This window comes from Pseudomonas onubensis (assembly GCF_965653655.1).
Taxonomy (GTDB): Bacteria; Pseudomonadota; Gammaproteobacteria; order Pseudomonadales; family Pseudomonadaceae; genus Aquipseudomonas.
Window position 1 is genome coordinate 15689 of sequence record NZ_CBFHAZ010000074.1, and the last position, 14868, is coordinate 30556.

The window sequence follows — 14868 nt, forward strand, 5'->3', positions numbered from 1 at the left end:
TATTAGTTGGACGCCGCACCCGGCAAGCGCCAAAAATCGAGCCATTGCACGATAAGCGCCGTTAGGGTGTCAGGACAAGTTGCGAGTTCTGTGTAAAAAATCCCACACTACAAAAAATACAAAGCCTACAGGAGCAACCACCGTGAGCCGCCTGCTATTGAATTGTGATATTGGCGAAAGCTTTGGCAACTGGACCCTGGGTCTGGATGCCGAGGTCATGCCGTTCATCGATTGCGCCAACGTGGCCTGCGGCTTCCATGCCGGCGACCCGAGCATCATGCGCCAGACCGTCGGCCTGGCCCTCAAGCAGGGTGTGCAGATAGGTGCGCACCCGGCCTACCAGGACCTGCAAGGGTTTGGCCGCCGCTCCATGAACTATACGCCGCAAGAAATTCAGGACCTGATGCACTACCAGATCGGCGCCCTTGATGGCATCTGCCGTGCCCAGGGTACCCGCGTCAGCTACGTCAAACCCCACGGCGCGCTGTACAACGACATGATGGCCAAGCCGGCGCAACTGCGCGCGGTGATGCAGGCTGTGGCCGCGTATGGTGACTTACCCTTGATGTTGCTGGCCAAAAGCGACAACCGCGAGGCCCAGGCGATGGGCGATGAATTCGGCCTGACACTGTGGTTCGAAGCCTTTGCCGACCGAGCCTACGACCAAAACGGCCATCTGGTTTCCCGCCAGTTGCCCGGCGCCGTGCACCATGATGCCGAAACCATCGTGCAGCAAGCGCTGACCATTTCCCGTGGGCAAGCCCTGACTGCCAGCGACGGCAGCCCCTTGGTGTTGCAGGCCAATACCCTGTGCGTACACGGCGACAACGCCAGCTCCATTGCTGCCGTGCAACGCATCCGCGAGGCGTTGAAGCCAGCATGAAGCCACGCATCGAAGTGGTGGCCATCGACTGCCTGATGGTGCGTCTGTTTGAGGTGATTGCTGAAGCCAACATGCCGTGGATGCTCGCCGCCACCCAACGCCTGCGCGAAGGTTTTGGCGCCGCGCTGGTGGATCTGGTGCCGTCCTACACAACCTTGATGGTGCATTACGACCTCACAGCGTTAAGCCCGGCTCAAGCGCGGGAACTGATCGATCAGGCGCTGACCGACTTGCAACCCCAGGCGCAAGGCAGTGGCCAGTGCCACGTGTTGCCGGTGTGGTACCACCTGAGTGTTGGCCCGGAACTGACGTTGCTCAGCCAGCGCAGCGGTTTATCCGTCGAACAAGTGATCCATCGCCACAGCGCCCACGAATACCAAGTGTTTGCCCTCGGCTTTGCACCCGGTTTTGCCTTTATGGGGTTGGTGGACGAAATCCTCGCCACGCCACGGCTCAACACGCCGCGTAAGCGCGTGGCGGCCGGCAGCGTCGGTATTGCCGAGCGGCAAACCGCCGCCTACCCGGTGGTGTCTCCGGGCGGTTGGAACTTGATCGGCCGCACCCCGACCAAACTGTTCGACCGCGAGCGCGACGGCTACAGCCTGATGCAGCCGGGCGATACCGTGCGTTTCGAAGCGGTTGATCACGCCGAATTCATCCACCTGGGTGGCGATGACACGCCGTTGGAGGCGCAGGCATGAGCCGCTTGTTGATCGAGGCCAGCACGCCGCTGTGCCTGTTGCAGGACGCCGGGCGCTTTGGCGTGCGCCACCTGGGCGTGACCCAGGGCGGCGCGCTGGACTGGGTGTCGATGTCCTGGGCCAATTGGCTGCTGGGCAATGCCTTGGATGCGCCGGTGGTGGAAATCACCTTGGGCGGGTTTACTGTGCAGGCTGAAGACTATTGCTTGCTGGCGTTGGCCGGTGCGGATTTGGGTGCCTATATCGACGAGCGCGCTATCAGCCCCGGGCGCAGTTTTATCCTGCAAAAGGGCCAACGTCTGCGCTTTACCCAGCCGTTCAGCGGTGCGCGGGCTTACCTGGCGGCGCCCGGCGGGTTTGATGCGCCGGCTGTGCTGGGCAGTTGTGCCACGGTGGTGCGCGAGGAATTCGGTGGGCTGGACGGTTTCGGCAAGGCCTTGGTCGAAGGCGGGCGGTTGGCCTATTCCGGTACAGGCGGTGCGATGAAGGTGCTGGGCGCGCCTGATCTGCCGGCCAAAGCGCCGCTGGACGTGATTATCGGCGCGCAGATCGGCCAGTTCAGTGGGCAGAGCCTGTTCGATGCATTCAATACCGACTGGTCGCTGGACAGCCGCGCCGACCGCATGGGCATGCGCTTGCTGGGTACGCCGTTGCAGTACCAGGGGCCGTCGCTGATCTCCGAAGGGATCCCGCTGGGCGCGATCCAGGTGCCGCCGGATGGGCAGCCGATTGTGTTGCTCAATGATCGGCAGACCATTGGTGGCTATCCGCGTTTGGGCGCGCTGACGCCGTTGGCGCTGGCGCGGCTGGCGCAGTGTTTGCCGGGGGAAAAGGTGAGGTTGGCGCCGGTGGTGCAGGAGACTGCGCATCGGCAGCACATCGAGTTTTTGCAGCGGTTTAACGCGATCTAAAAATGTGGGAGCGGCGGTGCGACGATTCGACTTGCTCGCGAATGCGGTGTGCCAGTCTATGCATCTATAACTGAACCACCGCATTCGCGAGCAAGCCCGCTCCCACATTTGATCTTCATTTACTTGGAAAGAAACCGCATCCCTTCTTCCAACCCACGCAACGTCAGCGGATACATCTGATCCTCCACCAACTCGCGCACAATCCCCGTCGACGCCGTATAGCCCCAGGTGTCTTTCGGGTACGGGTTAATCCAGATCAGCTTCTTGTACTTGGCCATGAAGCGCTGCATCCACACGTACCCAGGCTCTTCATTCCAGTGCTCGACACTGCCGCCGGCCTGGGTGATTTCATACGGCGCCATCGACGCATCGCCGATAAAGATCACTTTGTAATCGGCGCCGTACTTGTGCAGCAGGTCCTGGGTGGAGGTGCGTTCCGAGGTGCGGCGCTGGTTGTTCTTCCACACCGACTCGTACACGAAGTTGTGGAAGTAGAAGTACTCCAGGTGCTTGAACTCGGTCTTGCACGCCGAAAACAGCTCTTCGCAGATCTTCACGTGAGCGTCCATCGAGCCGCCGATATCAAACAGCAGTAACAACTTGATGGTGTTGCGCCGCTCCGGGCGCATCTGGATATTCAGCAAGCCGGCATCGCGCGCCGTGTGGTCGATGGTGCCGTCGATATCCAGCTCTTCGGCCGCACCCTGGCGGGCAAACTTGCGCAGGCGGCGCAGGGCGATCTTGATGTTGCGCGTGCCCAATTCCACCTGGTCGTCGAGGTTCTTGTACTCGCGCTGGTCCCAGACCTTTACCGCCTTGCCCTGGCGCTTGCCGGCATCGCCAACCCGAATGCCTTCCGGGTTGTAGCCGCCGGAGCCAAACGGGCTGGTGCCGCCGGTGCCGATCCACTTGTTGCCGCCGGCGTGGCGTTCTTTCTGTTCTTCCAGGCGTTTCTTGAACTCTTCGATCAACTTGTCCAGGCCGCCAAGGGACTGGATCTGCGCGCGCTCCTCGTCGGTGAGCGAGCGCTCGAATTCCTTGCGCAGCCATTCTTCAGGGATCAACGCCTGCAAGTGGTCGTCGAGTTTTTCCAGGCCATTGAAATAGGCGCCGAACGCACGGTCGAACTTGTCGAAGTGCCGTTCGTCCTTGACCAGGATCGCCCGGGCCAAGTAATAAAACTCGTCCATATCAGCGAAGACCACGCGCTGTTTAAGCGCGTTGATCAGGTCGAGCAGCTCGCGCACCGACACCGGCACCTTGGCGGCGCGCATCTCATTGAACAGGTTGAGCAGCATCAGCGATTACCGCGACGGCTCATGAACGCCAGACGCTCCAGCAACTGCACGTCTTGCTCGTTCTTGACCAACGCGCCGGCCAGCGGCGGAATGGCTTTGGTCGGGTCGCGTTCGCGCAGCACGGCTTCGCCGATGTTGTCGGCCATCAGCAATTTAAGCCAGTCGACCAGTTCGGAGGTGGACGGCTTTTTCTTCAGGCCCGGCACTTTGCGCACGTCGAAGAACACGTCCAGCGCTTCGCTGACCAAGTCCTTCTTGATGTCGGGGTAATGCACGTCGACGATTTTTTGCAGGGTGCTGCGATCGGGGAAGGCAATGTAGTGGAAGAAGCAGCGGCGCAGGAACGCGTCCGGCAGCTCTTTTTCGTTGTTGGAGGTAATGATGATGATCGGGCGTTTCTTGGCCTTGATGGTCTCGTCGATTTCGTAGACGTAGAACTCCATCTTGTCGAGCTCTTGCAGCAGGTCGTTGGGGAACTCGATGTCGGCCTTGTCGATTTCATCGATCAGCAGGATCACGCGCTCCTCAGCCTCGAAAGCTTCCCAGAGCTTGCCTTTTTTCAGGTAATTGCGCACATCGTGGACTTTCTCGTTGCCCAGCTGCGAGTCGCGCAGGCGGCTGACCGCGTCGTACTCATACAGGCCCTGATGCGCCTTGGTGGTCGACTTGATGTGCCAGGTGATCAGCTTGGCGCCAAAGGATTCGGCCAATTGCTCGGCGAGCATGGTCTTGCCGGTGCCCGGTTCGCCCTTGACCAGCAACGGCCGCTCCAGGGTGATGGCGGCGTTGACGGCCAGTTTCAGGTCATCGGTAGCCACATAGGCCTGGGTGCCTTCGAACTTCATCGGTCATTCCTCGAATTCATCAATGCCCGGACTATACCGCGCAGCCCCGGCGACTGTGAACGCAGACGGGTTATTCAGTCTCTGAATGGCCGGTCACATTGCAGTCCTGCTGAGGGGTCATGCTAATGCTTATGCTTATGTGGGAGCTGGCTTCTGTATTTACTCCGCGGAAGGCTTGGGTTGTTCGTAGCGGGCATTGAACGCCTGGATGAAACCATTGCGTAAAATCGCCAAAAACGCGGAGAACGCGCTGATATCTTGCTGATGTACGCTGCCACTGAGTTCCACGCGGGTGGCAAACTGGTTTTTGTTCTGGTTCTTCAGCACGGTTTCGCTGGCACCGACTACGACTTCCCAGATCGAGCGGAAGATATTTTTATCTTTGTTTTCAACATCCTGCTTCCAGTCAAAGACCTCTACATCACGCAGCAGTGGCTTGATGTAGCCGCTCAACCGGCCTTTATCGGCCTGGGCCTCAATCACCACGTCACCGGTGCCGGCCTTGAAGTCGAACTTGCCATAGGCCGAGGCGAAGTCGTTCAGGCGCTTGAGCTGGATGTCCTTGGCGCGAAAGCGGAATTCGAAATCTTCAAAGTTGCTCAGCGGGTCAAACGCTGCGGTGGCTTCCAATGGCGCCTGGCCCAGCAACTGCGCCTTGCCTTCGAAGGTGGCGTCACGCTTGCCTTTGACGTCGACCACGTTGGTAAGGTTGTAGAAGCTGGCGTTGACCCCGGTGGCGTACATGTTTACCGCCGGCTTGGAGTTGAAGTTGTGGAAAGCAATCTTGCCGTCCTGGATGCGCACTTCGTTGAGGGTGATCGGCAACAGCTTGCCCAACTGCTCGCGCCAGTCGGTGCCTTTACCGGTCTGGGACGCCTGCTGGTTGCCGCCATCGACGAAGTTCAGCTCCGGCTGGAAGAACTGCACCTCGGCCACCACGGCGTGGTCGTACCACAGCGAATGCCAGCTCACCGACAGGTCGATCAACGGCGCCTTGACGAACGGCACGGGCACCTTGCCGTCGACCTTGACGATCTGCAGGCCGTTGATCTTGTACGCGCCACGCCACAGCGCCACGTCCACGTCGGTCACCTGGCCACGGTAGTCGCCCATGTCGGCCAGCTTGTCGTTCAGGTAATTACGCACCAGATAGGGCAGGGCCAGGTCCAGGGCGATCAGCACTACCACCAGTACGGCGACGATCCATAGCAGCCCACTGTAGCGACGTTTCATGTCAATACTCTCCAACGGTATAGGCGATGGACCGCACGCGCGGGCGCAACGTTCCTCTGACTGGACGCCTAATGGCCTGAGGCATACCCTTGGGGCCTTCTTGAAATTGCCTTAAGGACCCGTCATGAGCCGTATCTTTGCAGACAACGCGCACTCCATCGGTAACACGCCCCTGGTGCAGATCAACCGCATTGCGCCGCGTGGCGTGACCATCCTGGCCAAGATCGAAGGGCGTAACCCAGGTTACTCGGTGAAGTGTCGCATTGGCGCCAATATGATCTGGGACGCCGAAAGCACTGGCAAACTCAAGCCGGGCATGACCATCGTCGAACCGACCTCCGGCAACACCGGCATCGGGCTGGCGTTTGTCGCCGCCGCGCGTGGTTACAAACTGCTGCTGACCATGCCGGCGTCCATGAGCATCGAGCGGCGCAAAGTGCTCAAGGCGCTGGGTGCCGAATTGGTGCTGACCGAGCCGGCCAAGGGCATGAAGGGCGCCATCGACAAAGCCGGTGAAATCGTCGCCAGCGACCCGGCCACCCACTTTATGCCGGCCCAGTTCGAAAACCCGGCTAACCCGGCGATCCACGAGAAAACCACCGGCCCGGAAATCTGGAACGACACTGATGGCGCCGTGGACGTGCTGGTGGCGGGCGTGGGCACTGGCGGCACCATTACCGGGGTTTCGCGCTATATCAAGAACATTGCGGGCAAGCCGATTCTGTCGGTGGCGGTTGAGCCGATGGTATCGCCGGTGATCACCCAGGCGCTGGCCGGTGAGGAGATCAAGCCGAGCCCCCATAAAATCCAGGGCATCGGCGCCGGGTTTGTGCCGAAGAACCTCGACCTGTCGATGGTTGACCGCGTGGAGCTGGTGACCGACGACGAATCCAAGGCCATGGCCCTGCGCCTGATGCAGGAAGAGGGGATTTTGTGCGGTATCTCCTGCGGCGCCGCCATGGCTGTGGCCGTGCGTCTGGCCGAGAAGCCGGAAATGCAGGGCAAGACTATCGTGGTGATCCTGCCGGACTCCGGCGAGCGTTACCTGTCGAGCATGCTGTTCAGCGATCTGTTTACCGAACAAGAAACCCAGGCGTGATGATCTCCTGTGGCGAGGGAGCTTGCTCCCGCTGGGCTGCGCAGCAGCCCTAAAAAACGGGAGCGCTACGCACTCCAGCGGGAGCAAGCTCCCTCGCCACAGGTTTGATGTATATCAGCCGGTCGGCCGGGGCCTTCTGCATAATGGCCCAAGTGTTTATCATGGCCGGCTGCTACGTCTGGTTTCCCGTTGACGGGAGGTTGCTGGCCAGGCGCTTATTTTCAGGAGTTGCTGCATGACCTTTTCTTTGGCCGCCAAACTGTCGGTGCTGGCGTTGTTTATCGGCAGCATTCTGTATGTGCACTTGCGCGGCAAGGCGCGTTTGCCGGTGTTGCGCCAGTTCGTCAACCATTCGGCGCTGTTCGCCCCCTATAACGCCTTGATGTACCTGTTCTCGGCCGTGCCGTCCAAGCCGTACCTGGACCGTAGCAAGTTCCCGGAACTGGATGTGCTCAAGGACAACTGGGAGGTGATCCGCGAAGAGGCCATGCACCTGTTCGACGAGGGCTATATCCGCGCCGCCGAAAAGAACAACGACGCCGGTTTCGGCTCGTTCTTCAAGAAGGGCTGGAAGCGTTTCTACCTCAAGTGGTATGACAAACCGCTGCCATCGGCCGAGGCGCTGTGCCCGAAAACCGTGGCCTTGGTGAGCAGTATCCCGAACGTAAGGGGCGCGATGTTCGCGCTGTTGCCGGGTGGTAGCCACCTCAACCCGCACCGCGATCCGTTTGCAGGCTCGCTGCGTTATCACTTGGGCTTGTCCACGCCAAACTCCGACGACTGCCGCATCTTCGTCGACGGCCAGGTCTACGCGTGGCGCGACGGTGAAGACGTGATGTTCGATGAAACCTACGTGCATTGGGTGAAGAACGAAACCGAGCACACCCGTGTGATTCTGTTCTGCGATATCGAACGCCCGCTGAGCAACCGCCTCATGACCGGCATCAACCGCTGGGTCAGCAAGCAGCTGGGTCGCGCGACTGCGCCGCAGAACCTGGATGACGAGCGTGTGGGCGGGATCAACCAGGCGTATGCCTGGAGCAAGACCTTCAGCGACAAGTTCAGTGGTGTGGTCAAGCAGTGGAAGCGCAAGCATCCCAAGGCCTACCGCATTGCGCGGCCGGTGCTGGCGGTGGTTGTGCTGGTGCTGCTGTGGAAGTGGCTGTTCGGCTAATCTGAAACACGCTCAAAACTGTGGGAGCGGGCTTGCTCGCGAATGCGCAGTGTCAGTCGATACTTTAATTGACTGACCCACCGCATTCGCGAGCAAGCCCGCTCCCACATTTGGTTTTGCAGTGTTGCTTACGACGCGATCAACTGGCGCAGCACGTAGTGCAAGATGCCGCCGGCCTTGAAGTACTCCACCTCATTAAGCGTATCAATCCGGCACAGCACCTCAACCTTCTCGGTGCTGCCGTCTTCGCGGGTAATCACCAGCGTCAGGTTCATCCGTGGTTCGATCTCGGCATCGGTCAGCCCCAGGATGTCGATCTTCTCCTTGCCGGTCAGCTTGAGCGCCTTGCGGTTCTGATCCAGCTTGAACTGCAACGGCAACACGCCCATGCCCACCAGGTTGGAACGGTGAATCCGCTCGAAACTCTCGGCGATCACCGCCTTGACCCCCAGCAGGTTAGTACCTTTGGCCGCCCAGTCGCGGCTTGAACCGGTGCCGTATTCCTGCCCTGCGATCACCACCAGTGGCGTGCCCGAGGCCTGGTACTTCATGGCCGCGTCATAGATCGGCATTTTCTCGCCGGTGGGGATGTACAGCGTGTTGCCGCCTTCTTCGTCGCCGAGCATTTCGTTGCGGATACGGATGTTGGCAAAGGTGCCGCGCATCATCACTTCATGGTTGCCACGGCGTGAGCCGTAGGAGTTGAAGTCACGTGGCTCCACGCCTTGTTCGCGCAGGTATTGGCCAGCGGGGCTGTCGGTCTTGATGTTGCCGGCGGGGGAGATGTGGTCGGTGGTCACCGAATCGCCGAGCAGGGCCAGTACATTGGCGCCTTTGACGTCTTTGATTACCGGCAATGGCCCGGAAATATCGTCGAAGAAAGGTGGATGCTGGATGTAGGTGGAGTCCTTCTGCCACACATAGGTCGCGGCCTGTGGCACTTCAATTGCCTGCCATTGCTCGTCACCGGCAAACACTTCGGCGTATTCCTTGTGGAACATGCCGGTGCTGACCTGGGCCACGGCGTCGGCAATCTCTTTGCTGCTCGGCCAGATGTCTTTCAAGTACACCGGTTTGCCGTCTTTGCCTTCGCCCAGCGGCTCGCTGCTGATGTCGATGCGCACGGTGCCGGCCAAGGCATAGGCGACCACCAGCGGCGGCGAGGCCAGCCAGTTGGTTTTCACCAGTGGGTGTACGCGGCCTTCGAAGTTGCGGTTGCCCGACAGCACCGAGGCCACCGCCAGATCGGCCTTCTGGATGGCTTTTTCGATCGGCTCAGGCAACGGACCGGAGTTGCCGATGCAGGTGGTACAGCCGTAGCCGACCAGATCAAAGCCGAGCTTGTCGAGGTATTGCGTCAGGCCCGCCGCCTTGTAGTAGTCGGTCACCACTTTGGAGCCGGGCGCCAGCGAGGTTTTCACCCAAGGCTTGCTGGTCAGGCCTTTTTCCACGGCTTTTTTCGCCACCAGGCCGGCAGCCATCATCACGCTGGGGTTGGAGGTGTTGGTACAGGAGGTGATCGCGGCGATCACCACCGCGCCGTTTTTTAGGCGATAGGTCTGCCCGTCATATTCATAGTCGGTTTCGCCCACCAGATCGGCATTGCCCACGGCAACCCCGCCGCCGCCTTCGCTTTCCAGGCGGCCTTCTTCTTTGTTGGTCGGTTTGAATTGCAGGTCGAGGAAGTCGCTGAACGCCTGGCCGACATTGGGCAACGACACACGGTCCTGCGGGCGTTTCGGCCCGGCAAGGCTGGCTTCGACGCTGCCCATGTCCAGCGCCAGGGTGTCGGTGAATACCGGCTCTTGGCCTGCGTTACGCCACAGGCCCTGGGCCTTGGTGTAGGCCTCCACCAGTTTGACGGTTTCGGCCGGGCGGCCCGACAGACGCAGATAGTCCAGTGTCACGTCGTCCACCGGGAAAAAACCGCAGGTCGCACCGTATTCCGGGGCCATGTTGGCGATGGTAGCGCGGTCGGCCAGGGGCAGGTCGGCCAAGCCGTCGCCATAGAATTCGACGAATTTGCCGACCACGCCTTTCTTACGCAGCATCTGGGTGACGGTCAGCACCAGGTCGGTCGCAGTAATACCTTCTTTCAATTTACCGGTCAGTTTGAAGCCGATCACTTCCGGAATCAGCATCGACACCGGCTGGCCGAGCATCGCCGCTTCCGCTTCGATACCGCCCACGCCCCAGCCCAGTACGCCGAGGCCGTTGATCATGGTGGTGTGGGAGTCGGTGCCCACCAACGTGTCGGGGAAGGCGTAAGTGCGGCCGTCTTCGTCCTTGGTCCACACCGTGCGCCCCAGGTACTCAAGGTTGACCTGGTGGCAGATGCCCGTGCCCGGCGGCACTACGCTGAAGTTGTCGAACGCACTTTGGCCCCAGCGCAGGAAGGCGTAGCGTTCGCCGTTGCGCTGCATCTCGATATCGACGTTTTGCTCGAATGCGTCGGCGTTGCCGAACTTGTCGACCATCACCGAGTGGTCAATCACCAGGTCCACGGGGGAGAGCGGGTTAATGCGCTGCGGGTCGCCACCGGCCTTGGCTACGGCGGCGCGCATGGCGGCAAGGTCGACCACGGCGGGCACGCCGGTAAAGTCTTGCATCAATACGCGGGCTGGGCGGTACTGGATCTCGCGGTCGGACTGGCGCTCTTTGAGCCAGGCGGCGATGGCCTTGAGGTCGGTGCCGGTGACGGTCTTGTTGTCTTCCCAGCGCAGCAGGTTTTCCAGCAGCACCTTGAGGGACATCGGCAGTTTGTCCAGGTCACCCAGGCTCTTGGCGGCTTCGGGCAGGCTGAAGTAGTGATAGGTTTTGGCGTCGATCTGCAGGGTTTTAAGGGTTCTCAGGCTATCTAGCGATGACATTACATGACTCCTTATGGTCCGCACGGCTACGGACCTGACGGGACGAACAGAGCTTTCAACTTAGCCCTGTTTTCATTAGCAGGCTAATAACTGGACTCTATCGTTAAGTCCAAGGTTCCGAACTCGGCTATCATGCGCGCGTTTTCATGACAGGTATTGCGATAGCGCAAGGCCGGTTGAGTCACCAGGAGAGTTGATGAACACCCTTTTTATGCACTGCCGCCCGGGTTTTGAAGGCGAAGTCTGTTCCGAGATCGCGGAACACGCCGCGCGCCTGAACGTTTCCGGCTACGCCAAGGCCAAGACCGGCAGCGCCTGCGCCGAATTTGTCTGCACCGAAGAAAACGGCGCCCAGCGCCTCATGCACGGCCAGCGGTTTGCCGAGCTGATCTTCCCGAGGCAGTGGGCGCGCGGGGTATTTATCGACCTGCCGGAAACCGACCGCATCAGCGTGATCCTCGCCCACCTGCGCGAGTTCCCGGTGTGCGGCAGCCTGTGGCTGGAGATGGTCGACACCAACGACGGCAAAGAGCTGTCGAACTTCTGCAAGAAATTCGAAGTGCACCTGCGCAAAGCCCTGCTCAACGCCGGCAAGCTGGTGGACGACCCGAGCAAGCCGCGCTTGCTGCTGACCTTCAAAAGCGGCCGCGAAGTGTTCATGGGCCTGGCCGAGTCGAACAACTCAGCGATGTGGCCCATGGGTATCCCACGCCTCAAGTTCCCGCGGGACGCGCCAAGCCGTTCGACCCTGAAGCTTGAAGAGGCCTGGCACCACTTCATCCCCCGCGACCAGTGGGACGAACGCTTGCACGGCGACATGACCGGCGTCGACCTCGGCGCAGCACCCGGCGGCTGGACCTGGCAACTGGTCAACCGTGGCATGCTGGTGACCGCCATCGACAACGGCCCCATGGCCGAAAGCCTGATGGACACCGGCCTGGTGCAGCACTTGATGGCCGACGGCTTTACCTTCGTGCCTAAGCAGCCGGTGGACTGGATGGTGTGCGATATCGTCGAGAAACCGGCGCGTAATGCCGCGCTGCTGGAAACCTGGATTGGCGAAGGGCATTGCCGCGAGGCGGTGGTGAACCTCAAACTGCCGATGAAGCAGCGTTATGCTGAGGTAAAGCGTTTGCTGGAGCGCATCGAAGATGGCTTCAAGGCCCGTGGCATTCGGGTGGAAATCGGCTGCAAACAGCTGTATCACGACCGTGAGGAAGTGACCTGCCACCTGCGTCGGCTGGTTGATGCAAAGAAACCTAAATCCCGCTGATTGTGCGTCTTGCTCAGTTTAAATGTGGGAGCGGGCTTGCTCGCGAAAGCGGTATAACAGTCGAAATTTATGTTGAATGTGCCCGCGTCTTCGCGAGCAAGCCCGCTCCCACATTGTTGAGCGGCGCCCGTTTCAGGAGTGATGTATGAATCAAACCCTCGACCTGCCTGTAGACGCTGTGCTCGACGCCACCGGCCTCAATTGCCCGGAGCCGGTGATGATGTTGCACCAGCACATCCGCGACCTGCCGCCGGGCGGCTTGCTCAAGGTGATCGCCACCGACCCCTCGACCCGTCGCGATATTCCCAAGTTCTGCGTGTTCCTCGACCACAAGTTGGTGGATCAGCAGGAAGAGGCCGGCACTTACCTGTACTGGATTCGCAAGAAGTCCGCTTAAACCAGGCGAATCCGCCGGCGCGCGCTGCGTGCCAGGCGGATCACCAGCATCGCCGCTGCGCAGCTCAAGCCCACGATCAGCCCTTGCCATAGCCCACTCGGCCCACTCGCTGCGCCCAGCCAATCGGTCAGCCCCAGGGCATAACCCACCGGCAACCCTACGCCCCAGTAAGCAAACAAGGTCAGCACCATGGTCACCCGTGTGTCCTGGTAGCCACGCAGCGCGCCGGCAGCAGTGACCTGGATCGCGTCGGAGAACTGGAACAGCGCCGCAAACACGATCAGCATCGATGCCACGTGGATCACCAACGGGTCAGGCGTGTAAATCGTGGCAATCTGTTCGCGAAACAGCAGCATCAGGCTGCAGGACAGGCACGCGTAGGTCAGTGCCGTGCCCATGCCGACCCCGGCGGCAAAGCGTGCTTCACGCGGCTCGCCACGGCCCAATGCCTGGCCGACCCGCACCGTGACCGCCATGCTCAGCGAATAGGGGATCATAAACACCAGCGAGCTGAAGTTCAGCGCGATCTGATGCCCGGCCACCACGTTGGCGCCCAGGCTGCCGATCAGCAGGGCGATCACTGCAAAGATGCTCGATTCGGCAAACACCGCGATCCCGATCGGCAGGCCGATGCCCAGCACGCGCTTGATCACGGCCCATTGCGGCCAGTCGAAACGCTTGAACAACTCGCTGCTCTGGTACGCCGGTGCCCAGCGGGTCCAGGCGGCGAGGCCGAGCATCATCACCCACATCACAATGGCTGTAGCCCAGCCACAGCCCACGCCGCCCATGGCCGGCACACCGAAGTGGCCATAAATGAACACGTAGTTCAGTGGAATGTTCAACGCCAGCCCGCACAGGCCCATGACCATACTGGGGCGCGTACGGCCCAGGCCATCACTAAAGCAACGCAACACGTAATACAGGGCGATGGCGGGCATGCCGGACGCGATGCCGTGCAGGTAGGCCATGCAGGGCTTGATCAGCTCGGGGTCGACATTCATCGCGTGCAGGATCGGCTCGGCGCTGATCAGCATCAGCAGCGCAGTGATGCCCACCACCACTGCCAGCCACAGGGATTGGCGCACCAGCGGGCCAATCTCGGTGTGGTGACCGGCGCCGAAGCGCTGAGCGACTTTGGGCGTGGTGGCCAGCAGCGTGCCGGTCATCAGCAGGTACACCGGAATCCAGATCGAGTTGCCCAAGGCCACCGCCGCCAGGTCTCGCGGGCTCACGCGCCCGGCCATCACCGCATCGACAAAGCCCATGGCTGTGGTGGCGAGTTGGCCGATCATGATCGGCAGGGCCAGGGTCAGCAGGCTGCGCACCTCGCGACTGACGCGGGCGGGGCGGGAGAGGGTGGCGGCGGCAGCAGTGTTCACGTGCGGGTGTCCAATCAAAAGAGAAGCCTTTAGGACCGCGAAGTCTACGCGCTGACGTTATGGTCAGGAAAAATCCTGTGTTGCAGATTTGTAATGCGACCTGATGGGCACTTCATAACCCCCGTGGGAGCGGGCTTGTGTGGGAGCTGGCTTGCCTGCGATGGCGGCTTGTTGGTGGTGTACATATCCGTTGTTTTTGTGATGGCTACTTAGGGTTCCGCCCTGACGGCGGGTCACTTTTGTAAAGACCGGAATGCCGGCCCAGACAAAAGTAACCAAAAGGTCTTCGCCCCAACACTCGGTGCCTCGCTATGGCTCGGCATGCCCGCAATCCGACAGTGATTTGGGGGGCCGCCGCCACGCGCCATCCATGGCGCGGGGCGGCTAAACCGGCATCCCTGCCGGTTTACCCCCCAAATCACTGTCGAATTGCGGCCATCGTGTTTGACGGGGCGCTCTCAGATCAAGATCACGATCACAAGCGCAGATCAAAAGACCGCTGACTTCGCCAGCGAAAAGGATGTAAGGGCCGGAGCAACAGCAACAGCAGAGCCATACTCGGTCAAAGGTGGGAGCTGGCTTGCCTGCGATAGCATCAACTCGGTGTGCCTGATGTACCGAGGTGTCTGCATCGCAGGCAAGCCAGCTCCCACAGAAAGGCAGATCCCACAGAAAAGCACATGTTCAGTGCATGCAAATCCGCAGCCGACCTCATATTCAAAACCGCATGCGGTCAACTGTGGGAGCGGGCTTGCTCGCGAATGCGGTGGGTCAGTGACAGATGAATTGACTGACCCACCGC

At 60.6% G+C, this 14868-nt stretch carries 12 protein-coding genes; 7 read left to right on the top strand and 5 right to left on the bottom strand.

The genetic code is table 11. From position 1 onward, the window contains the following. Positions 1 to 142: 142 nt before the first annotated feature. Genes ACTD9P_RS21130 through ACTD9P_RS21140 form a run of 3 tightly spaced genes read left to right on the top strand, consistent with a single transcriptional unit; the run spans position 143 to position 2495 of the window. Complete coding sequence (locus tag ACTD9P_RS21130) at positions 143 to 883, top strand: 5-oxoprolinase subunit PxpA (RefSeq protein WP_438869221.1); 741 nt, start codon at positions 143 to 145, stop codon at positions 881 to 883. Then, the gene (gene pxpB, locus ACTD9P_RS21135) at positions 880 to 1584 is read left to right on the top strand and encodes a 5-oxoprolinase subunit PxpB (protein WP_438869222.1); all 705 of its coding nucleotides are present in this window, start codon (positions 880 to 882) and stop codon (positions 1582 to 1584) included. The genes ACTD9P_RS21130 and pxpB overlap by 4 nt, the downstream gene beginning before the upstream one ends. Further along, positions 1581 to 2495 (top strand): 5-oxoprolinase subunit C family protein, encoded by a 915-nt coding sequence (locus ACTD9P_RS21140; protein WP_438869223.1) that lies wholly within the window; start codon positions 1581 to 1583, stop codon positions 2493 to 2495. Before pxpB ends, ACTD9P_RS21140 begins: the two co-directional genes overlap by 4 nt. Positions 2496 to 2614: 119 nt before the next feature. On the opposite strand, the gene ACTD9P_RS21145 is transcribed toward ACTD9P_RS21140, so the two are convergent. The 3 genes from ACTD9P_RS21145 to ACTD9P_RS21155 all read right to left on the bottom strand — a co-directional run bounded on the left by ACTD9P_RS21145 (position 2615) and on the right by ACTD9P_RS21155 (position 5871). Then, on the bottom strand, positions 2615 to 3793 hold the full coding sequence (locus tag ACTD9P_RS21145; protein WP_138816246.1) for a vWA domain-containing protein: 1179 nt from the start codon (positions 3791 to 3793) through the stop codon (positions 2615 to 2617). Next, complete coding sequence (locus ACTD9P_RS21150; RefSeq protein WP_138816245.1) at positions 3793 to 4638, bottom strand: AAA family ATPase; 846 nt, start codon at positions 4636 to 4638, stop codon at positions 3793 to 3795. The genes ACTD9P_RS21145 and ACTD9P_RS21150 overlap by 1 nt, the downstream gene beginning before the upstream one ends. Before the next feature lie 159 nt (positions 4639 to 4797). Further along, positions 4798 to 5871 carry a DUF748 domain-containing protein gene (locus ACTD9P_RS21155; RefSeq protein ID WP_438869224.1) on the bottom strand — a complete coding sequence of 358 codons (1074 nt, stop codon included), beginning with the start codon at positions 5869 to 5871 and terminating at the stop codon, positions 4798 to 4800. Between the two features lie 124 nt (positions 5872 to 5995). Between ACTD9P_RS21155 and cysK the strand changes: the two genes are divergently transcribed. Next, positions 5996 to 6970, top strand: coding sequence for a cysteine synthase A (gene cysK, locus ACTD9P_RS21160; protein WP_438869225.1), 975 nt, complete (start codon positions 5996 to 5998; stop codon positions 6968 to 6970). 235 nt (positions 6971 to 7205) lie between these two features. Next, positions 7206 to 8144, top strand: coding sequence for an aspartyl/asparaginyl beta-hydroxylase domain-containing protein (locus ACTD9P_RS21165; protein WP_438869226.1), 939 nt, complete (start codon positions 7206 to 7208; stop codon positions 8142 to 8144). 128 nt (positions 8145 to 8272) lie between these two features. On the opposite strand, the gene acnA is transcribed toward ACTD9P_RS21165, so the two are convergent. Then, on the bottom strand, positions 8273 to 11014 hold the full coding sequence (gene acnA, locus ACTD9P_RS21170; protein ID WP_438869227.1) for an aconitate hydratase AcnA: 2742 nt from the start codon (positions 11012 to 11014) through the stop codon (positions 8273 to 8275). 196 nt (positions 11015 to 11210) lie between these two features. Between acnA and rlmM the strand changes: the two genes are divergently transcribed. Both rlmM and tusA read left to right on the top strand, forming a co-directional pair. Beyond that, a complete protein-coding gene (gene rlmM / locus ACTD9P_RS21175; protein WP_438869228.1) occupies positions 11211 to 12287 on the top strand; it encodes a 23S rRNA (cytidine(2498)-2'-O)-methyltransferase RlmM in 1077 nt (358 codons plus the stop codon). A gap of 145 nt (positions 12288 to 12432) precedes the next feature. Continuing rightward, positions 12433 to 12684: a sulfurtransferase TusA gene (gene tusA, locus ACTD9P_RS21180; protein WP_438869229.1), complete on the top strand. Its 252-nt coding sequence runs from the start codon at positions 12433 to 12435 to the stop codon at positions 12682 to 12684. Here the strand turns inward: tusA and ACTD9P_RS21185 are convergent. Next, entirely contained in the window at positions 12681 to 14066 is a 1386-nt protein-coding gene (locus ACTD9P_RS21185; protein ID WP_438869230.1) for an MATE family efflux transporter, read from the bottom strand. The two genes, tusA and ACTD9P_RS21185, sit on opposite strands and share 4 nt — an antisense overlap. Positions 14067 to 14868: the final 802 nt, after the last annotated feature.

Excerpts from the sequence above, each read along its gene's own strand:
- ACTD9P_RS21140 (WP_438869223.1), top strand. The coding sequence starts at position 1,581 with ATGAGCCGCTTGTTGATCGAGGCCAGCACGCCGCTGTGCCTGTTGCAG.
- acnA (WP_438869227.1), bottom strand. The coding sequence starts at position 11,014 with ATGTCATCGCTAGATAGCCTGAGAACCCTTAAAACCCTGCAGATCGAC.
- ACTD9P_RS21155 (WP_438869224.1), bottom strand. The coding sequence starts at position 5,871 with ATGAAACGTCGCTACAGTGGGCTGCTATGGATCGTCGCCGTACTGGTG.
- cysK (WP_438869225.1), top strand. The coding sequence starts at position 5,996 with ATGAGCCGTATCTTTGCAGACAACGCGCACTCCATCGGTAACACGCCC.
- ACTD9P_RS21150 (WP_138816245.1), bottom strand. The coding sequence starts at position 4,638 with ATGAAGTTCGAAGGCACCCAGGCCTATGTGGCTACCGATGACCTGAAA.
- rlmM (WP_438869228.1), top strand. The coding sequence starts at position 11,211 with ATGAACACCCTTTTTATGCACTGCCGCCCGGGTTTTGAAGGCGAAGTC.
- ACTD9P_RS21165 (WP_438869226.1), top strand. The coding sequence starts at position 7,206 with ATGACCTTTTCTTTGGCCGCCAAACTGTCGGTGCTGGCGTTGTTTATC.
- tusA (WP_438869229.1), top strand. The coding sequence starts at position 12,433 with ATGAATCAAACCCTCGACCTGCCTGTAGACGCTGTGCTCGACGCCACC.
- ACTD9P_RS21145 (WP_138816246.1), bottom strand. The coding sequence starts at position 3,793 with ATGCTGCTCAACCTGTTCAATGAGATGCGCGCCGCCAAGGTGCCGGTG.
- pxpB (WP_438869222.1), top strand. The coding sequence starts at position 880 with ATGAAGCCACGCATCGAAGTGGTGGCCATCGACTGCCTGATGGTGCGT.